The sequence below is a fragment of the Nitrospirota bacterium genome (assembly GCA_020846775.1).
In the GTDB taxonomy this organism is placed as follows: Bacteria; Nitrospirota; 9FT-COMBO-42-15; order HDB-SIOI813; family HDB-SIOI813; genus RBG-16-43-11.
The window spans coordinates 1-19285 of sequence record JADLDG010000058.1 but is presented as its reverse complement, the minus strand read 5'-3'; the positions used below and the strand labels follow the sequence as shown (position 1 = coordinate 19285).

At 43.8% G+C, this 19285-nt stretch carries 19 protein-coding genes; 15 read left to right on the top strand and 4 right to left on the bottom strand.

Translation table 11 applies throughout. The features are described 5' to 3' along the window. Positions 1–14 precede the first annotated feature (14 nt). The 3 genes from IT392_08655 to IT392_08645 are packed head-to-tail and all read right to left on the bottom strand — an operon-like array spanning position 15 to position 2610. A complete protein-coding gene (locus IT392_08655) occupies positions 15–398 on the bottom strand; it encodes a 4Fe-4S binding protein (GenBank protein ID MCC6544556.1) in 384 nt (127 codons plus the stop codon). Between the two features lie 42 nt (positions 399–440). Beyond that, a complete protein-coding gene (locus IT392_08650) occupies positions 441–2159 on the bottom strand; it encodes an adenylyl-sulfate reductase subunit alpha (GenBank protein MCC6544555.1) in 1719 nt (572 codons plus the stop codon). 19 nt (positions 2160–2178) lie between these two features. Further along, entirely contained in the window at positions 2179–2610 is a 432-nt protein-coding gene (locus tag IT392_08645) for an Rrf2 family transcriptional regulator (protein MCC6544554.1), read from the bottom strand. A gap of 42 nt (positions 2611–2652) precedes the next feature. Here IT392_08645 and IT392_08640 point away from each other — a divergent pair, with 42 nt between their 5' ends. The 9 genes from IT392_08640 to glnE all read left to right on the top strand — a co-directional run bounded on the left by IT392_08640 (position 2653) and on the right by glnE (position 12374). Further along, on the top strand, positions 2653–4563 hold the full coding sequence (locus IT392_08640) for a diguanylate cyclase (GenBank protein ID MCC6544553.1): 1911 nt from the start codon (positions 2653–2655) through the stop codon (positions 4561–4563). Between the two features lie 239 nt (positions 4564–4802). Next, complete coding sequence (gene hflX / locus IT392_08635) at positions 4803–6425, top strand: GTPase HflX (GenBank protein MCC6544552.1); 1623 nt, start codon at positions 4803–4805, stop codon at positions 6423–6425. Positions 6426–6461: 36 nt separating this feature from the next. Continuing rightward, positions 6462–7256, top strand: a complete 795-nt coding sequence (locus tag IT392_08630; protein ID MCC6544551.1) for a transporter — start codon at positions 6462–6464, stop codon at positions 7254–7256. A gap of 70 nt (positions 7257–7326) precedes the next feature. Further along, on the top strand, positions 7327–7662 hold the full coding sequence (locus IT392_08625; GenBank protein MCC6544550.1) for a DsrE family protein: 336 nt from the start codon (positions 7327–7329) through the stop codon (positions 7660–7662). Continuing rightward, entirely contained in the window at positions 7659–8018 is a 360-nt protein-coding gene (locus IT392_08620) for a DsrE family protein (GenBank protein ID MCC6544549.1), read from the top strand. The genes IT392_08625 and IT392_08620 overlap by 4 nt, the downstream gene beginning before the upstream one ends. Positions 8019–8035: 17 nt before the next feature. Further along, positions 8036–8290 carry a hypothetical protein gene (locus IT392_08615; GenBank protein ID MCC6544548.1) on the top strand — a complete coding sequence of 85 codons (255 nt, stop codon included), beginning with the start codon at positions 8036–8038 and terminating at the stop codon, positions 8288–8290. Between the two features lie 43 nt (positions 8291–8333). After that, entirely contained in the window at positions 8334–8579 is a 246-nt protein-coding gene (locus IT392_08610; GenBank protein ID MCC6544547.1) for a sulfurtransferase TusA family protein, read from the top strand. Between the two features lie 38 nt (positions 8580–8617). Next, the gene (locus IT392_08605) at positions 8618–9157 is read left to right on the top strand and encodes a DsrE/DsrF/DrsH-like family protein (GenBank protein MCC6544546.1); all 540 of its coding nucleotides are present in this window, start codon (positions 8618–8620) and stop codon (positions 9155–9157) included. 106 nt (positions 9158–9263) lie between these two features. Continuing rightward, positions 9264–12374, top strand: coding sequence for a bifunctional [glutamate--ammonia ligase]-adenylyl-L-tyrosine phosphorylase/[glutamate--ammonia-ligase] adenylyltransferase (gene glnE, locus IT392_08600; protein ID MCC6544545.1), 3111 nt, complete (start codon positions 9264–9266; stop codon positions 12372–12374). On the opposite strand, the gene IT392_08595 is transcribed toward glnE, so the two are convergent. Beyond that, the gene (locus tag IT392_08595) at positions 12371–13042 is read right to left on the bottom strand and encodes a TIGR00730 family Rossman fold protein (protein ID MCC6544544.1); all 672 of its coding nucleotides are present in this window, start codon (positions 13040–13042) and stop codon (positions 12371–12373) included. The genes glnE and IT392_08595 overlap by 4 nt on opposite strands. Before the next feature lie 178 nt (positions 13043–13220). Here IT392_08595 and IT392_08590 point away from each other — a divergent pair, with 178 nt between their 5' ends. From IT392_08590 to proS, 6 genes are all read left to right on the top strand, one after another. Next, positions 13221–14018: an isoprenyl transferase gene (locus IT392_08590; protein MCC6544543.1), complete on the top strand. Its 798-nt coding sequence runs from the start codon at positions 13221–13223 to the stop codon at positions 14016–14018. An 8-nt stretch (positions 14019–14026) separates the two neighbouring features. Beyond that, positions 14027–14842: a phosphatidate cytidylyltransferase gene (locus IT392_08585; protein ID MCC6544542.1), complete on the top strand. Its 816-nt coding sequence runs from the start codon at positions 14027–14029 to the stop codon at positions 14840–14842. 9 nt (positions 14843–14851) lie between these two features. Then, positions 14852–16009: a 1-deoxy-D-xylulose-5-phosphate reductoisomerase gene (locus IT392_08580; protein MCC6544541.1), complete on the top strand. Its 1158-nt coding sequence runs from the start codon at positions 14852–14854 to the stop codon at positions 16007–16009. A gap of 91 nt (positions 16010–16100) precedes the next feature. After that, complete coding sequence (gene rseP / locus IT392_08575) at positions 16101–17399, top strand: RIP metalloprotease RseP (GenBank protein ID MCC6544540.1); 1299 nt, start codon at positions 16101–16103, stop codon at positions 17397–17399. Between the two features lie 11 nt (positions 17400–17410). Further along, positions 17411–18478 carry a flavodoxin-dependent (E)-4-hydroxy-3-methylbut-2-enyl-diphosphate synthase gene (gene ispG, locus IT392_08570; protein MCC6544539.1) on the top strand — a complete coding sequence of 356 codons (1068 nt, stop codon included), beginning with the start codon at positions 17411–17413 and terminating at the stop codon, positions 18476–18478. Continuing rightward, positions 18457–19285: proline--tRNA ligase (gene proS / locus IT392_08565; GenBank protein MCC6544538.1), on the top strand; the 829-nt coding region annotated here is incomplete at its 3' end. The genes ispG and proS, both read left to right, overlap by 22 nt.

The window sequence follows — 19285 nt, the reverse complement described above, 5'->3', positions numbered from 1 at the left end:
ATACCCTTTCTCGTTTATATCGAGTACTCTGCCGGTGTAACTCCTTCTATGCTCTCATCAAGTTCGACCGGGAGTACCTTGGTCCTTATGGTGAATTTGTCGGTAACACCATTTGTATCAATAAGTTCCCATGTAATAAAATCCCTTGTATTATGTATGTGGGGAAGCAGCCTTGCAGTCTGAAATCCGAGCTGATAAGAGAGCCTGAATTCAATTGCCTCCTGCGGGCAGACCTTTACACATGGCAGGCAGTCCCAGCAGTCTGAAGCATTTCTCATAACTATCTTACCTGTCTTGGGGTCCTTCATCCAAAGGTCGCCAGGGCACATCCTTACGCATGGGGGGTTAGATGACCCATTGCATTCATTGCATTTGTCCGTATGTATTATTACCGGCATTTCTCTTCCTCCTAAAATAGTATATGGTTCAGTTTAGATTCATTATCTTGGTTTATACCTGTCCCCTGGCACTATCTGTTCATATGGTCTTGTGAACATTTCAATGTTCCCTGTTTCAGGGTCTCTCCTTGAATTAACAAACTTAAGCCAGTTTGTATCGTCTAACTCTGTATAATCAGTCCTTGTACAGTAACCCGGCCATCTCGTCTCTTTCCTGTACATCATATGTTCCACAAGTACCTGAGCCACATATACCCTGTCTATGACCTCGTGAGCCTTCATAAGGTCATGCAGGTCTTCCGCCATCAGATATTTGAACTGGTCCGGCAGTGTTGACAGGCGCCTCCTTGCTACCTGAAGCCTCTCGTCATTTACCTCATAGAATGTTGCTGCTCCGCCCGCATATTCCTCCATAATCTTCTGGATCCTGACCTCCATGTCATAATTATTTATCCCGTCTATCTTATGGGTTTGATTCATAAGCGGACTAAACACCCTCTCCTGCTCATCCTTCAGGACGTTTTCAGGTATTTGTGCAAACCCTGTTTTCTGTACATACTCGCCGGCGGCCCTGGCGGCGATAACTCCCTCTGCCCAGCATCCGCTTACAAACTTGTATGGAGCGCCGCCCGAAACGTCGCCGGCTGCATAAAGCCCCTCAATACTCGTCTTACGGTTAACGTCAACCCAATAACCGGACTGAGTGTGTCCCCCTACGACGTATGGCTCAGTAGTCTGTACCTCAACCGGTTCCTTGGAGGGATCAATCTCATTAGCCGCCCAGTAAAGTACCATGGACGGGTACATATCCAGGAATGCGGATTTTAAATCCCGTGCCTGTTGAGCAGTGATGTGCCTTGTATCCAAGTAGACGGGACCGCGGCCTTCTTTTATCTCCTGAAGTGGGCCGTGTGAGCGGTAGGGAGTCGGTGCACCGTCGCCGCCGATATGCGCATACTTAGCAGCCATGAACTTCTCACCCTTTGAATTGATCTGCGGAGCCCCTACGCCGAGGGCTATTGTCCCTGTCGGCGCTATTGTATCTTTCACCCTAAGGCCTATATACCTCATCTCAAAGCTGGTCATCTCAGCCCCGGCCCGAATCCCCATTGCATATCCCGCCCCTGTATTATAAGGGCTATACCAGGTCTTGTGCTGTGCATCATGAGCATTGTTCGGTTTATATATACCTGCAGCCCCGCCGGTAGCGATGATGGTTGCCTTTGCCTTAACAATAAAGAAATTTCCGTTCTTTATACTGAAGCCCATGGCGCCGGCAACCTTTCCGTCAGCCATTATAAAGTTGGTTGCCGTGACCCAGTTTAAAATCTTGGCGCCGGCATTTTTTGCGGCCTTTGCAATTATCGGTTTTAAAGACTCGCCATTTATCTTGATATTCCACCTTCCTCGAGGGACGTAGTTTCCCTTTTCGTCGCATAGGATAGGCAGGCCCCACTTTTCTACCTTCTTTACACAGTATTCAAACAGTTCGGACATGCTGAGGACCAGGTCTTCCCTCACAAGGCCGCATGAGTCGAATCTGACATATTTTGTGAAGCTCTCTGGTGTTTCACCAGGGTTCAGGTATGCATTAATAGCATTCATTCCTCCTGCCAGGCATCCGCTCCGGTCTACATGGGCCTTTTCCATTATCGTAACACTTAGATTTGGATAAAGCTCTTTCAGTTCAACGGCAGCCAGACACCCCGATGTCCCGCCTCCAATAATGAGGACATCTGTTTCGATTACATTTTTTTCCATAACTATAAACCCTCCTTAATTATATATGGTACATAACGGAAACTTCTTTTTCCCTTATCTTCTTATTCAGGTCATCTATGGTTACACCATTCAGTACATTAGATATAGCACGTTTTACATCATTCCATACATCACTGACGACACGTCCATTAATATGTGAACCTTTAAATTCGGCAGAATCTGAAATAGAATCAACTGGAGTTATGGGTCCTTCTATTGCCTCAATTATCTGTGCGATATTTATCGTCTTAGGGTCACGGGCAAGAACATATCCACCCTGAGCCCCTCTTATGCTATCTACAATTCCAGCCTTTTTCAGCGATGCCATAACCTGTTCCAGGAACCTGACAGGAATAGTCTGTCGGCTGGCAATTGATTTTACATGTACAGGGCCCTTATCCGCATGGCCGGCAACATCCAAAACAGCAGTTACTGCATATTCACTTTTCACTGAAAATCGCATATTTTATATCCTACTATTCCGATAGGAATTATGATAATAATACCAATTATTATTTCGATGTCAAGAGTTTTTTTAAAAAACCGATTAAAATCACTGTTCTCTGGTTCTTTTAAGTCTCTCAATATTAACTTTACGCCATTGGAAAAGACTATAATAACATCAATACTAAATCCCCTGTACTGTCAGATTCGAGACCTTCTGATAAATATAAATTATCTATGGCAGAGCAAGAAGGAACTGGAGCTGATACTTGAAATCACCCGGAGCGTTTCATCGTCTCTGGATATCAATGAAGTTCTCAGGACAATGGTTAACAGGGTTGGCCTGTATATAGATGCTGACCGATGTTCTATTATACTTGTTGACCCGCAAAGAGAACATGGATATGTCGTTGCTTCTCATGATGTCCCCGACGTAAACCAACTCCAGATAGAGTTAATAAAATATCCTGAAATAAGAAAGGCTTTAGAGACCGGTGAGACCGTAATAATCAACGACATTAGTGAAGATAACATAATGATGGACGTGCGGGAAATAGTCAATCAGGCAGACATAAAGTCTCTCCTTGTCATACCAATTTCTTATCAGTCTGAAATAATAGGTACCTTGCTCCTTAAGGTTGTAGCAGATAAGCGAGTATTCACAGCGGAGGAGATTAGATTTTGTCAAATAATAGCCAATACATCAGCCAATGCTATAAAGAATGCACAGCTTTTTGAAGAGGTAAAGATGCAGGCGTCAACTGATGGTTTGACTAAGCTCCTTAATCACAGGGCATTTCTCGAAATGTATCAGCAAGAAGTCATTCGATCTCAAAGAACTCAAAAAGGTTTTTCATTAATCATGATTGACATAGATAATTTTAAGTCTGCCAACGATGTTCATGGCCACTATCAGGGGGATCGTATACTTCGGGAGGTGGCACAATGTCTCAAAGACAATACGAGATCAATTGATACAATTGGACGTTATGGAGGTGACGAATATATATGCCTGCTTCCTGATGCATCACACGACCAGGGAATGTTAGTAGCTGACAGGATATTAAGTAAGGTCAGGGAAAGGTTTCAGGATGATTCCTTAGGGGTTTCAATCAGCCTCGGTCTTTCTACATTATTCTATCATACTGATGATCAAAACATGCTGATCCAGTTTGCCGACCAGGCCATGTATCTGGCAAAATACAGGGGTGGCAATCAGGTGTTTTCTTTTGATTGTACGGAAACCAGAGACTTGAATCTATGCAACCAGAAACTTTTTGAGACATTCATTGCAGTAAAAGCGCTAAAGAGATTTGACAATAGTCAGCATATAGTGTCAGCTCTCGAAGAGCAGTTAGGGAAGATGTTTTCAAAAGATGCCTCTCCTCAATCACTTTTTGAAATAGTTACCTCACTGAGCAGCGCCCTTGATGCAAGAGACCATTATACGAATGGTCATTCAGAACGTGCAATTGACTACGCAAGAGAGATCGCGCGCGCAATCAACATGTCTCAGACCGATCAGGAAGAGCTTGTCTATCTCTGCCTGCTGCATGATATTGGTAAAATTGGCATTCCTGACCATATCCTTAACAAACCGGGAAAGCTGACTCCGGAGGAATTTGAAATAATGAAGAGACACGCTGAGATTGGCGAAAAGATAATCTCGCCTCTGGAGATGTTGAGAAGGCTTAAGCCGCTCATACGCCACCATCAGGAATTTTATGATGGTTCAGGCTATCCTGACGGATTGAGCGGAGAGGCTATACCATTAGCCTGCCGTATACTCGCAGTTGTTGATACGTTTGACGCGATGACTACTGACAGACCTTACAGGAAAGCCCTGTCAATTGAAACAGCCGTAGCTGAGCTTCAACGGTGTTCAGGTTCTCAATTTGACCCCGGGATAGTAGAGGTATTTATCAGGATCTTAGAGACAGAGGCCGTAGGTTTGAAATAAGGTATTCCATCCAGGTTGTTATCTTTTAATCTTCCATTAATATTAAATTCATATAATAAAAATCACGAAGGTCATTAAAGGAGATTAATTCATGATTACAAATAACAGAATAGCTTTGATATTTGAGTCTGTCGTTATACTGACAAAAGGGGTAATAGTCGTGGCTGTGCTCTATGCCTTAACATAATAGTTGACCACAGAAGGGTAAAATAATAAACTGACTTAAGGAGGTTTACTATATTTCTACCCTTTACGGCAACACATCCGGATTAAAGGCTGATCAGCTCAGACGGTTAAAAAATATTTACAGACGCCGCATTCCTCCTGCAGAGCTGATTACTCCTGAACTTGCGAGATACATCACATCCATCTCCCGTGAAATAAACAGGCAGATCGGCATAATGGTGGACAGGAATGGTGTAATCCATCATGTTATTATTGGTGACCACAGGGAGATAGTAATCCCCGATATTTCTGAATTTGGTTTTGGAAAGAGGTATACACGAAGTATAAGGTGTGTCCACACTCACCTTAAAAATGAATCCCTGTCCCAGGATGACCTGACTGACCTTGCACTGCTGAGATTAGACCTGATGGCAGTGATAAGCATTACAGCAGACGGCTTCCCTGAAAATGTCTATATGGCCCATCTTATACCCCCTAATTCAGAAGGCAAGGCATACAAGGTGTTAGATAAGGTTTTATTCCATCGTCTGGATTTAAACATGGAGGATCTATTCAGTGAAATTGACAGGCGGCTTTCTCTTACCAGTGAGGGGATAGAAATTGACAAGGGGGACAGGGCTGTTGTCGTCAGTGCCTCTTTGAAAAGCAAGAGTGATCAGGCGGATTCCATTGAAGAGCTGAAGGAACTTGCCAGGACAGCTGGGGTTAAAATACTCGATACTGTGATTCAAAGGCCGAAGGTGTTGCATCCGAGGTATTTAATGGGTGAGGGAAAGCTCAAAGAGCTTATAATTAAATCACTCCAGAGCGGCGCCAATCTGATAATATTTGACCAGGACCTGTCACCCACTCAGGTAAAATCTATAGGCGAGATGACGGATGTACGTGTTATAGACAGGACTCAGCTTATCCTCGATATCTTTGCCAGGCATGCCCACAGCCGTGACGGCAAGGTTCAGGTGGAATTGGCACAACTCAAATACCTGCTCCCCCGTCTTACAGGTACAGGAAAGGCATTGTCCAGGCTTGCAGGAGGCATAGGCGGAAGGGGCCCTGGTGAGATGAAACTGGAGGTTGACAGGAGGCGTATACGGGACAGGATCACACACCTCGAAAAGGAGCTTGAGCATTTAAGCAGTGCACGAAGACAAAGAAAAGAAAGACGTGTCCAGAGCGGTATTCCAATAGTATCTATAGTGGGATATACAAATGCAGGGAAGTCAACACTTCTTAATTCTTTGACAAAAAGTTCAGTGAAGACTGAGGACCTTCTGTTTGCGACCCTCGACACTTCGAGCCGGAGGCTGAGGTTCCCGAGAGACAGAGAGGTTATCATAACAGATACAGTCGGTTTCATTAAAGAGCTTCCTGATGATTTGTTCGGCGCTTTCAGGGCTACCCTGGATGAATTGAGAGATGCGCACCTGCTCCTTCATGTAGTGGATATCAGCAGCCCCAGGTTTGAACAGCATATGGATTCTGTAGATAAAATAATCACTGAACTTGGAATAGACCACATAGAAAGACAACTCGTTTTCAACAAAACGGATAAGTGTGATGAGGAATCAGTCAGAGTCCTCTGCAAGAGGTTCGATGCCTGTGCCGTTTCTGCCCTCCACCCGGAGACCCTTTCACCTTTGTTAACTATCCTGGAATCGAAACTATTCATCCCTTGACATACCGTAAACTTTGCGGTTATTATTATCTCGCTCATGCAATTGAATAGAAATCTTTTATCCGCAGTCTCAACTATTATATTTTTCTCTGTTTTATTTGTTGCGTCGCCCTCATTTGCCCGCCGTCCTTTGACGACGCAAAGCGCCTATCCCGAAAAGGTACACAGGGTCAAACTTGAGACAGGGGTCAGGGCTGTGAATTTCCCGCATGGCGGTGAGTCTAACAACCTGGATCTGGAGGTTAATTACGGCGTTATTAATAACCTTGATGTAGGTGTTGAAATCCCCTATGTATTCTGGAGACCGAAAGGCAGTAAGAATGCAGATGGATTAGGCGACATGATACTAAAATCCAGACTTCTTTTTCTCAAGGGACGTGAGGGTAATCCCATTTCACTTACAATACAGCCATTTTTTAAAATACCGACCCCGGAGAATGAATTTAAATCAGGCGAAGGGGAGAGCGGGTTCAGTACAGGCGAGACTGACTTTGGTTTTGTATTTATAGCTACAAGGGAGATGTCTGAGTTATTAAGCGCCCATATGAACGTTGGTTATACCTTCATAAACAAACCGTCCTGGGGTTCGGAGTATGAGAATGTCTTCCTTTTTAAGTTGGCGGTTGAGTATTCTGCGGATAAAGAGATTCAGTTAGTCGGTGAAGTTAATGGAGAGACAAATAAAGTCCCTCATAATCCTGATTTTTTCTCCATCCTGCTGGGTGCAAGATATAAGATCATGGAAGGTGTATTACTCGATGCGGGCTTCAGTGTTGGAATATCTGATGCGAGCCCTGACTCTGCGACAGTCGGTTTGACTATAGACTTTTAATAAATCGTCCCCTGTTTGCTCCCTTAACCTTTACCACCATACCCATATTTGTGTATAATAACGATGAGTCATGAAAATAGGTTTTCTCTTACACAAGAGCCCTGAACACCAGGATGTACACACTGTAAAGAGGCTTGCTGAAGGTTTTGCCGATATGGGACATGATGTAAGTATATTCCTGATGGAGGATGGTGTGTACAATGTCGTTGTTAATACGTCTCCCAGGAAACTTTCAGCAGGATTTGACAGTTTAATTGCAAAAGGTGTCAAGATTGCGCTTTGTACCTATACCGCTGAGATAAGAGGGCTAAGTCAGCCTGATCTGTTTGATGGCGTAGATTTCCATAGTCAGTATGACCTTTCTAAGCTGGTCAATGAGTGTGACAGGTTCCTGAGTTTTCTATGACGAGGCAAGGTAAGAATCTTCTGATAATAATTGGTACGACACCATTTAATACTGTCTCTGTCCCTGAGGCGCTGCGTATGAGCATTGGTTTGACCGTCCACGATAACAAGGTCAGCATCCTGTTAATGGATGATGGAGTATGGAATTCCCTGAAGGTTCAACCACATACGATAGGAAGACCTGATATCAATGACAGTATGGAGTTATTTTCGGCGTGTGGAATCAGGATGTTTGCGGATGAAGACTCATTGAAGGAGAGGGATATTACCGGATACAATAGCAATATAGAGAAACTCACCCGTCAGGAGGCTATTAACCTTATATCAGAAAGTGATGTTCTGTTAAACTTCGGGTGACGAGGCATTTTCGGCAGATGAAAACTCTTCATATAATCAGGGATATTGAAAACAAATTGGCGCAAGAGGTAATTGATCATGAAAGTGATAAGAGAGAAGTCACTGTCCTTCTAATTCAGGATGGGGTCCTTTCCAAACTTCAGGTTGCTGGTGACATATTTGCCTCTGTAGATGACGTTGAGGCTCGTGGTTTAAACACACCATATAAACTGATTGATTATTCCTCAATATGTCAATTTATTATTGAACATGATAAGGTTATTGTGTGGTAAAGCACTATTGATGATGATAGAATATTAAGGAGACGTCATGCCGATGGAAGATAAAATATATATACCTGATCAGACACTGGATTGCCGTAAGTTATCTTGTCCACTGCCTGTATTAAAAACAAAGAATACTATAGCCAAAATGTCAGTAGGAGAGATCCTCGAGATGATTTCGTCTGATCCCGGTTCATTAAAAGACATTGAGGCGTGGACAAAACACACCGGCCAGGAGTTATTGAAGACAGAAGGGGAGGATGGGCATTACAGGTTTTTTATAAGAAAGATAAAATAAAAAATCCTTAAGACGAATGATTCCAGAAGGAGAAAAGCATGTCAATTACAGATAAAGACAGGGAAATAATAGAAGAACTGGTCGAAAATAAATTAAAGAAACTTTTATCTGACAGGAAAAAGAGGATGGCCATAGTAGCGTCCAAAGGCACACTGGATATGGCATATCCACCGCTGATACTGGCTACTACTGCTGCTGCAATGGATATAGAGTGTTCCATTTTCTGTACCTTTTATGGGCTCGATATTATAAATAAGAAAAAAAATAAAAACCTCAAAGTCCCATCTCTGGCAAATCCTGCAATGCCGGTGTCTATTCCTAATATCATAGGAGCGCTGCCTGGTATGACGGCTATGGCTACAAAGATGATGAAAAGCTGGATGGATAAGGTAAATGTTCCGTCAATTGAAGATCTCCTGAATATAGCTTTGGAATCAGGGGTAAGGTTGATAGGCTGTCAGATGACTATGGACGTCATGGGTGTGAAGAAGAAAGATCTTATCGAAGGTGTCGAGGTGTGCGGTGCGGCGGCATTTTTAGAGTATGCTGTGGATGCTGACATAACTTTATTTGTTTAATTGACCCTGGTCATATTATCCAGAAGTATAGACAGATTAATTCTCACTTTTCCTGATGGAAAAAGTCTCAAAAGAGATCATAAAAAATATTGAGGATGCTGCCGGGATGTCCTCTGTCCTGGCCGGGATAGGATTTACTGACAGCCGCCGGGCAGCTGTAAACCTGCAGCTGCTGCGCAGAGATACATCAATTCAAAATAAATTTGACAGGTTACTGCCGGTAATACTCCAGTCTGCGATTGACTCTCCTGATCCTGACATGTCTCTGAACAACCTTGAACGATTTGCCTCAAGTTATGAGGAGAAAGACAAGCTTTATCTGTTTCTATCGTCTCATAAGGAGATTATTGGCCCCTTTTTACTCCTGCTTGGAAGCAGCCAGTATCTCTGTAATTTCCTCTTTTCAGCGCCTCGCGAATGTATTGAGTGGCTGGCAGTACCGAACTTTCTAAAAAGAATTATTGCCAAAGATCCGGCTCTTAAAGATTTGCGCAAGCAGGTAACACCAGAGACAACTTTAGAAGATGTTAAAACGGTATTGAGGAGATTCAGGAAAATGGAATATCTTCGCATCTCTATCAGAGATCTCCTGGGATATGGGACCCTGACTGAGATAACACAGGAGATATCTGTAGTGGCAGACGTTGCCCTGCAAATTGCTTATGAGGTGTGTAGCAGGGATTTGGAAAAGAGATACGGGATACCGCAATATTATGATATTAATGGAAATCCGTGGAGATGCACATTTACTGTCCTTGGAATGGGTAAACTTGGAGGAGAAGAATTAAATTACAGCTCAGATATAGATATTATGTATCTCTACCACACAGAAAAGGGGGAGACCAGTAATGGACTCCTTACGAATCACCAGTATTTTGTCAAGTTGTCAGAGATGATAAGTCAGGTCATAGGGCAGACTACAGATGAGGGGTTTGTCTTCCGCGTAGATACCAGGCTGCGTCCTGAGGGTGAACGTGGAGACCTTGCATCGCCTCTTAGAAGTTTTGAGGTTTATTATGAGTCGTGGGGCCAGACATGGGAGAGGGCCGCACTTCTAAAGGTCAGGCCTGTTGCAGGAGACGAAGAACTAGGCAGGGCATTTTTGAAAATGATTCAGCCATTTGTCTACAGAAAATATCTTGATTTTACGGCCATTGATGAAATAAGCGGTATGAAGGTAAAAATTGACAAGAGTATAGCAGCTAAGGGCAAGGATATACGTAATGTGAAGCTGGGATACGGGGGTATAAGGGAGATAGAGTTTTTTGTGCAGGCATTACAACTGTTATACGGCGGCAAAGAGCCCTGGATAAGGGAGAGGAATACCATGCGGGCACTGCACAAACTTGCACAGAAGGGGTTTATTTCCTACGACGAGGAGGAAGCTCTGTCAGCGGCATACCAATTCATGCGGCGTGTTGAGCATATGATACAGATTGTCAGCGAGCGCCAGACGTATGTTATGCCTGATGGTCCTGATGACCTCAATACCCTTGCGAAGCGGATTGGTTACGAGGATAAATCCAAACATAAGGCGTATGAACAGCTGCTTAAGGATTACAATACTTATACTAAGTCTGTAAGAAAGATATATGATGACCTGTTTTTAAAGAAAGGTATTCAGGGAGAAGAAGGATCTGAGGAAGGCGGGATTGATACAATTATAGGCGGGGTGGTATCAGAGGATGAGGCTATTAATATTTTATCTGAGTCTAATTTCAGGGATCCGGGCAAGGCATACAGGAATATTATGTTATTGAGAGACGGCGCCGCCTTCAGTCACCAGACACCGAGGAGTCGTCAGATCTTTCTAAGGATTTTCCCATCGTTCTTTTCTCATATTACATCTTCTTCAGATCCGGACCTTGCACTGAATAACCTGGAATCGCTTATATCCTCTGTAGGGGCAAGGGAGACTATTTATTCATTCTTTGAAGAGAACCCGCAGGCAGTAGAATCCGTTATCAAGATATTCAGCACCAGCGAGTACCTGTCAAAGTTAGTCATCAGGCATCCTGAGATTGTAGATATGTTTTTAGATCCTGAAGAGATGTTGAAAAAACATGCTAAGGTTGATATGCAGGCCGAGTTGTCTTCATTGATAGAACAATGCAATACATATGCTGAAAAGCTTGATATGCTACGCAAGTTTAAATATATAGAAGAAGTGCGGATAGGATATGTTGATATCCTTAATTACGTTAGCCCGGGTGATGCCTCACGATATTTGTCCAACCTTGCAGATGTATCGCTGGTCTGTGCCTATAAGATAGCCAGTGATGAAGTACGCCGTGTTTATGGAAGGCCTTTATGTAGAACAACAGATGGCGGGGTGAGCGAAGCGGGGTTTTGTATAGTCAGTATGGGAAAACTGGGAGGAGAAGAGATATCTTACGGATCTGACCTTGACTTAGTATTTCTCTACTCCGGAGATGGTGAGACGGATGGGAAGCAATCCATATCAAATCATGAATTTTTTACTCACCTCTCAAGCAAGACGATGTCAGTCCTTACATCAATGACAAGGGAAGGGAGTGTCTTCAAGATTGATGTACGGTTGAGACCGTCAGGCTCAAAGGGGCCACTGTCTCAGTCTATTACTGCTTTCAGAACTTATGTAGAGCAGCATGCGGATATATGGGAACTCCAGTCTCTGACAAGGGCAAGGATAATAGCAGGAGATGAGTCACTGGGCCGTGAGGTTCTTGACTGCATTTATTCAGTCTTATATGGGGTCAACAGGAGCCCTGAAGATCTTCTTCCTGCAATAAGAAACATGAGGAAGAGAATGGAGGCTGAAGTTTCCAGGGAAAACAATGAATACTATGACATAAAGGCAGGAGAAGGCGGGATAGTGGATATCGAGTTTATTGTACAGTATCTCCAGCTGCTGCATGGATTGAAATACCCCTCCATAAGGGTCACAAATACGCTGTCAGCCCTGGAATCGTTATATAAAGAGAGGTTGCTGTCAAAAGACCAATACACCATACTAAAGAAATCTTATGTCTACCTGCGTACCTTAGAGAACAGGCTCCGAATAGTTCAGAATGTATCGGCACACCTTCTGTCAAAGTCTCATGACAAAATAACTTCACTTGCAATGAGGATGGGATACAAGGACTCCAAGAGGGTAAGCGGTTCGACACGTCTCATAAAAGAATATGAGTCATTGAGAAAAAATGTACGGGGTGTCTTTGAACAGATACTTGATTAATCTTTTTTCCGCCGGTTTCCTTTAATCGGGGAGCGCTGTCTGTCGTAGTTTTCTTCAATAATCCTGACTACTTCCTCAGTGTCATCTGTCAGATGAAAGAGTTTCATGTCCTCCTTACTTATAGTCCCTGAATTCATCATGTTATTCTTTATCCATCCAATAAGTCCTTCCCAGTAGTCAGTACCAAACATTACTACGGGAATTTTTCTTATCTTTCCGGTCTGCATGAGGGTCAGTGCCTCAAATAACTCATCAAGGGTGCCAAAACCTCCCGGTGTAATTACATAACCTACCGAGTGTTTGACAAACATTACCTTCCGTACAAAAAAATATCTGAAATCGAGTCTCTTGTCCTGATACTTATTTGGAGATTGCTCTAAAGGCAGTTCAATATTCAGTCCTACTGAAGTCCCTCCTCCCTTTTTTGCTCCCCTGTTTCCTGCCTCCATTATACCGGGACCTCCGCCGGTTATTACAGAGAATCCCTTTTTTGATAATAGCTCGGCTATCCTCATTACCTCCTTATAGTAATGATTGTTTCTGGATAATCTGGCGCTTCCGAAAATGGAGACACCCCGCTTAACACTGCTCAGTTCTTCGAATCCTTCGACGAACTCGCTCATTATCCTGAATATTCGCCAGGTCTCGTTTCCCCTCAAGTCATCCATATTATTTATACCTTCTGCGACTTCATGAACCGTTTAAGTGAAGCGTCTGTATACATTCTCGTAAGAGAAATTAAAACCTTTAATTAATAATTCGTTATCCCAAATCATTTGACTTTACGTCTTCAAGATAATAATATGCAGTCTTAACAATATTTTCCGGAAAAGGATACAGTTGCAAATGTTTGACAGGGAAGATGATAATATTATCCAGGGCAGTCTTTCTTATCAGGAACTGCTTGAACTGATAGAAAAAGACAGACTGCCGCGGCATATTGCCATAATAATGGATGGAAACGGCAGGTGGGCTCGCAGCCGTGGTTTTCTAAGGCTTGCCGGACACAGAGAGGGTATTAAATCTGTAAGGGATATAGTCACCTGCTGCCGTGAGATTGGTGTAAAGGTACTTACTATCTATGCCTTTTCAGCAGAAAATTGGAAAAGACCGGAACTGGAAGTCAGTACCTTGATGATGTTCCTCGAGCAGTTCCTCAGGAAAGAGTTAAAGACACTTATGGACAATGATATCAGATTTATGACCATAGGCCAGACAGACAAACTTCCGGAATCAGTTCAGGGATGGTTAAAAAAGGTGACTGAGGAAACTGCAAACAACGATTCAATGATATTAAATGTCGCTTTGAGTTATGGGGGCCGGAGTGAGATAGTTGAGGCCGTCAGGCATATTGCAACAGATGCGGCAAACGGTTTGCTGATGCCTCAGGATATTACCAATAAGATATTTTCAGATTATTTGTATACAAGGGGATTGCCTGACCCTGATCTTATGATAAGGACAAGCGGGGAGACACGCATCAGCAATTTCCTCCTTTGGCAGATGGCGTATACGGAATTATACTTTACCAAGACGCTATGGCCTGATTTCAGACGGCAGGATCTACTCCTTGCCATATTGGATTACCAGCAGAGGGAGAGGCGGTTCGGTATGGTCGAAGGGGAGATATCCAGGGCAATCTGATGGGAGGTATGAGAGTTGTAACTGCGTTAATCCTTATTCCCCTTATATATATTGTGGTCAGGTATTTTCCGCCCCTCTTTTTCCTTATTTTTGTTGCCTTATGGGTCTTGATCGGCCAGTATGAGTTCTATAAATTCTACTTCAAGAAGTCCAGTATCTTTCCATTCTTAGGTTTTATCTTCGGGGCAATGATTCTCTACTCATTTTATCCTGACGGCTATCTGTATGATATGAAAGATGTCGTTATAACTGCTATAGTTATCCTCTGTTTAAGTTGTTTTGTTTTTTTCAAGGCAAATATTCATGATTCTGTTACAGCGGTTTCTGTGATAATATTCGGTGTATTGTACGTTGCCTGGCCTCTTGCGCATTTTATTCCATTACGCGGCCTGTTGAATGGATATAATCTTGTTTTTTTTATTTTGATTGTTACGTGGGGTGTAGATACAGGAGCGTATTATACTGGAAGACATTTAGGCAGGCACAAACTATCACCTGACATCAGTCCTGGTAAGACCGTTGAGGGGGCAATCGGGGGTGTTCTCTCATGTATCCTGTCCGCACTGTTTGCAAGATGGTTAGTCCTGCCTGAGTTGTCATTCAATAATGCTGTATTTATGGGGATAGTTTTTGGCGTGATCAGCCAGATAGGAGACCTGTCTGAATCCATGTTGAAGCGGGGAGCCGGGGTCAAAGATTCAGGTTCGTTACTTCCTGCTCACGGCGGTATCCTTGACAGGGTAGACAGTGTTATTTTTACTCTTCCGGTATTTTATTATTATATAATATATTTTGTACCTGAAATTGCGATGGGTTCCGGATAGAAATTTCAAATGAAAAATATTTCCATACTTGGTTCAACGGGTTCAATAGGGTGCAGCACACTTGATGTAATAGCCATGTTCCCTGAAAGTTTCAATGTGTCGGCCCTTTCTGCCTGTGAGAATATCGAAAAAATTGAGGCACAGATTAGACGCTTCAAACCGGCGATGGTCTCTTTAAATAACAGGCAGGCAGCCGGTGCGTTGAAAGACAGGTGCAGTGATCTTGATGTTGAAATAGTATCAGGCGTTGAGGGTCTTATACAGGTTTCCACTATACCTGAAGCCGATATTGTAGTTTCTGCAGTTTCAGGTTCTGCAGGACTTATCCCGACATTATCAGCAATCAAGGCCGGGAAGACTATAGCCCTTGCCAATAAAGAAACAATGGTGATGGCAGGTGAAATCGTTACAAGGGAGGCTAAAGACAGGAGTGTTAGAATATTGCCGGTAGACAGTGAGCACAGTGCCATATTTCAGGTATTGGAATGCGGGAGACGGGAGGATTTACACAAGATCATATTAACTGCTTCAGGGGGACCTTTTCTGAAAACCTCCCATGATGAGAGAAAGAAGGTGACAGTTGAGGATGCCCTGAGACATCCGAACTGGAATATGGGTGCAAAGGTTACAATAGATTCTGCCACTCTGATGAATAAAGGGCTTGAAGTAATTGAGGCGAGGTGGTTGTTTGATGTCTCTATTAACCAGATTGAGGTGCTTGTACATCAGCAGAGTATAATTCATTCTATGGTAGAATTCAGGGATGGGTCTGTCTTATCTCAGATGGGCATACCGGATATGCGTATCCCGATAGCGTATGCATTAAGTTATCCTGAGAGGTTAGACCTTGTAATGCGCCGTCTTGATCTTGCTAAAACAGGCGTGCTGACCTTTGAAATGCCTGATTGGAAGGAATTTCCTTGCCTTTCATATGCATTTGACGCTATCAGAATAGGCGGTTCAATGACAGCAGTGTTGAATTCCTCCAATGAGGTCGCAGTAAGGGCATTCCTCGATGGCCGGATAGGATTCCTTGACATAGAGAGGATCGTTGGTGACACAATGTTAAAACATACTGTAACATCCGTTAAGAATATAGAAGATGTCCTGATGGCTGACGGCTGGGCCCGGGAAGAGGCTGAGCGGATGGTGGGGAACATCAGCTGATGAAGAAGCAATGAGTACCGGGCAATGAGTAGTGTCTAAGACGGCACTGAAAGGGATGGAGGTATTTTTGCGTGAAATCGGGGGAGAATAAATGTATACAGTAATAATATTTACAATCTGTCTGGGGATATTGATATTTGTTCATGAGTTTGGCCATTTTCTCATGGCAAGAATGAAAGGCATCAGGGTATTGAAATTTTCCCTTGGTTTTGGTCCCAGGATAATCGGTAAAAAGGTAGGTGATACAGAATATGTTTTGTCCGCGCTACCTCTGGGCGGATATGTGAAGATGGCTGGAGAGAACATGGATGAAGCGACTATGGCGCCTGATGAGTTCCCTTCGAAGAGCGTGGGGGCCCGTGCCTCTGTTGTTCTTTCCGGACCAGTAATGAATATAATAATAGCCTTTTTGTTGATGCCTTTGGTGTTTCTTATTGGTATCAAGATGCCGGCATTTTTAGAGGATGCTCCTGTAGTCGCATGGCTTGAGGAAGGTTCTCCTGCCCAGGTTTCAGGCGTTATGGTGGGTGACCGTATAGTCAAAATTGATAATAAACCCATGTCAGACTGGGAGGATGTGGCGACCATTATATCTACAAGGCCTGAACTTGGATTAAAGGTTGAGGTGGAAAGGGCCAGTAACGTTCATGAGATTATATTAAAAGACAATGGCACTGCCAGGAAGGCCGGGGGGGGGTACGCAGGAATGCTTCCTGATATGCCGCCTGTCATAGGAAAGGTGAACAAAGGATTCCCTGCTGAACGCGAAGGTCTGAAGGCAGGAGACCTTATTGTTGAGATAAATAGTAATCCTGTATTTAACTGGTACCAGGTTTCTTCACTGATCAGGGCTAATGCAGGAAATGAGCTTACTATTGCCGTTAAGAGGGGCGATCAGAGGGTACTTGCTAAGGTTACCCCTGTAAAGGATCCAGCGGGTGGTCACGGTATTATCGGTATAATGAATCAGCAGGAGTCTATAGTCAGGAAATATGGTCTTTTAGACTCCATAAAACATGGTATATCGAAGGCGCTGGAGCTAACTGTGTTGACCGTTGATGTATTGAAGAGGCTGGTTTCAATGAATATCTCTATTGAGACACTTGGCGGGCCTATTATGATAGCAAAACTCACCGGAGAGGCGGCACAATCGGGATTTTCTGACCTTATTGCTTTTCTGGCATTTCTTAGTTTACAGCTCGGCATTCTAAACCTGCTCCCAATCCCGGTACTTGATGGCGGATGGATAGTATTCCTGATAATTGAAAAGATAAAGGGGAGTCCATTGAGCAGAAAGACCATGGAGGTGGCGCAGACAGTCGGTTTTGCTATGCTGATCATGCTGATAATTATTGTTTCATATAATGACATACTAAGAGTATTCAGGTAATTTACTTTCACATGACTCGCAGGAAGACAAGGCAGATAAAGGTTGGTGATGTTTTGATTGGAGGCGGTGCTCCTGTTGTTGTTCAGTCCATGACCAACACAGATACGAGGGATGTCAGTGCTACTATTGCCCAGATAAAGCGGCTTGAGGAGGCAGGGTGTGAAGTCATTCGTGTCGCAGTACCGGACACAGAAGCTGTAAAAGCCATTCCTGATATCAGGAAGGCGATAAATATCCCGCTTATTGCTGACATACACTTTGACTACAGGCTTGCAATCCTGGCGATTGATAATGGCGCCGATGGTCTGAGGCTGAATCCCGGCAATATAGGCTCCCGTGACAGGATAGCGCATGTTGTAAATGCGGCCAGAGACAGGGGAATCCCTATACGGATAGGTGTAAATGCGGGCTCACTTGAGGATGACCTGCTGAAGAAGCATGGTCACCCTACTGCCGAGGCGATGGTTGAATCGGCATTGCGGCATATACGATTACTTGAAGAACTTGATTTTCATGATATAAAGGTTTCATTAAAGGCATCCAGTGTTCAGTTGACACTTGAGGCATACCGGCTGTTTTCTGAAAAGTCAGACTACCCGCTTCATGTCGGTGTTTCTGAGGCAGGGCCGCTCTTATCAGGCACAGTAAAATCGTCTATCGGGATAGGGATGCTCCTGTCAGAAGGCATAGGTGACACAATCAGGGTATCCCTGACAGCAGATCCGGTTGAAGAGGTCAGGGTGGCTTATGAGATATTAAAATCTCTCAATCTGAGACAGAGGGGGGTTAATATTATTTCCTGCCCTACGTGCGGCAGGATGGAGATAGATATAGAAAAGATTGCTTGTGAAGTAGAGAAAAGACTCTCTTTTGTCACTCTTCCACTCAATGTATCTATCCTTGGATGCGTGGTAAATGGCATAGGCGAAGGTAAAGAATCTGATGTCGGAATAGCAGGGGGAAAAGGGGTTGGACTCCTTTTCAGGGGTGGTGAGATCATCAGAAGGTTAAGAGAGGATGAACTTGTGGATGCACTTGTCAGAGAGGTTGAAGATATATGTACTATTCGAAATTCCTGATACCAACACTTAGGGAAGACCCGGGAGAGGCGGAGATAATCAGCCACAGGCTTATGCTGCGGGCCGGAATGATAAGAAAACTGGCGGCTGGCATTTACAGCTATCTACCTCTTGGCTACAGGATAATAAGAAAGATTGAAAATATAGTCCGTGACGAAATGAACAGGGCAGGGGCGCAGGAGATCTTCATGCCTATGGTACTTCCGGCTGAACTCTGGAGAGAGACCGGCCGCTGGGAAAAATATGGTAAAGAGCTCCTCAGACTCAAAGACAGGCATGAAAGGGATTTCTGCCTGGGGCCAACACATGAGGAGGTTGTAACCGACATTGTCAGAAATGAGGTCAAATCGTACAGGCAGCTTCCCGTTAACCTGTATCAGATCCAGTCTAAGTTCAGAGATGAGATAAGACCAAGATTCGGGTTAATGAGGGGAAGAGAATTTATAATGAAGGATGCCTACAGCTTTGACGCAGATCAGGCAGGTGCTGAGGAATCATACAGAAAGATGTACGAGGCATACATAAATATATTCAAGCGCTGCGGGTTGACGTTTAAACCTGTTGAGGCTGATACCGGCCTTATAGGCGGGCAATTCTCCCATGAGTTTATGGTATTGGCTGAGACAGGTGAGGAGGCTGTTGCCTCCTGTGATTCCTGTGGATATGCCGCCAACATGGAGAAGGCGGAAGGGGTCGCAAAGAGATCTTCAGATGAAAAAATCCCCCTTAATCCCCCTTTTTCAAAGGGGGAAATTAGTTCTTCTGCTTTTTCAAAGGGGGAAATTAGTTCTTCTGCTTTTTCAAAGG

What these genes read in the sequence shown, in the direction of transcription:
- IT392_08640 (MCC6544553.1), top strand. Translation starts at nt 2,653, where the DNA reads ATGATAATAATACCAATTATTATTTCGATGTCAAGAGTTTTTTTAAAA.
- IT392_08605 (MCC6544546.1), top strand. Translation starts at nt 8,618, where the DNA reads ATGTCAATTACAGATAAAGACAGGGAAATAATAGAAGAACTGGTCGAA.
- IT392_08615 (MCC6544548.1), top strand. Translation starts at nt 8,036, where the DNA reads ATGAAAACTCTTCATATAATCAGGGATATTGAAAACAAATTGGCGCAA.
- rseP (MCC6544540.1), top strand. Translation starts at nt 16,101, where the DNA reads ATGTATACAGTAATAATATTTACAATCTGTCTGGGGATATTGATATTT.
- IT392_08585 (MCC6544542.1), top strand. Translation starts at nt 14,027, where the DNA reads ATGAGAGTTGTAACTGCGTTAATCCTTATTCCCCTTATATATATTGTG.
- ispG (MCC6544539.1), top strand. Translation starts at nt 17,411, where the DNA reads ATGACTCGCAGGAAGACAAGGCAGATAAAGGTTGGTGATGTTTTGATT.
- IT392_08595 (MCC6544544.1), bottom strand. Translation starts at nt 13,042, where the DNA reads ATGGATGACTTGAGGGGAAACGAGACCTGGCGAATATTCAGGATAATG.
- IT392_08655 (MCC6544556.1), bottom strand. Translation starts at nt 398, where the DNA reads ATGCCGGTAATAATACATACGGACAAATGCAATGAATGCAATGGGTCA.
- IT392_08580 (MCC6544541.1), top strand. Translation starts at nt 14,852, where the DNA reads ATGAAAAATATTTCCATACTTGGTTCAACGGGTTCAATAGGGTGCAGC.
- IT392_08630 (MCC6544551.1), top strand. Translation starts at nt 6,462, where the DNA reads ATGCAATTGAATAGAAATCTTTTATCCGCAGTCTCAACTATTATATTT.
- glnE (MCC6544545.1), top strand. Translation starts at nt 9,264, where the DNA reads ATGTCCTCTGTCCTGGCCGGGATAGGATTTACTGACAGCCGCCGGGCA.
- IT392_08620 (MCC6544549.1), top strand. Translation starts at nt 7,659, where the DNA reads ATGACGAGGCAAGGTAAGAATCTTCTGATAATAATTGGTACGACACCA.
- IT392_08650 (MCC6544555.1), bottom strand. Translation starts at nt 2,159, where the DNA reads ATGGAAAAAAATGTAATCGAAACAGATGTCCTCATTATTGGAGGCGGG.
- IT392_08590 (MCC6544543.1), top strand. Translation starts at nt 13,221, where the DNA reads ATGTTTGACAGGGAAGATGATAATATTATCCAGGGCAGTCTTTCTTAT.
- IT392_08610 (MCC6544547.1), top strand. Translation starts at nt 8,334, where the DNA reads ATGGAAGATAAAATATATATACCTGATCAGACACTGGATTGCCGTAAG.
- IT392_08625 (MCC6544550.1), top strand. Translation starts at nt 7,327, where the DNA reads ATGAAAATAGGTTTTCTCTTACACAAGAGCCCTGAACACCAGGATGTA.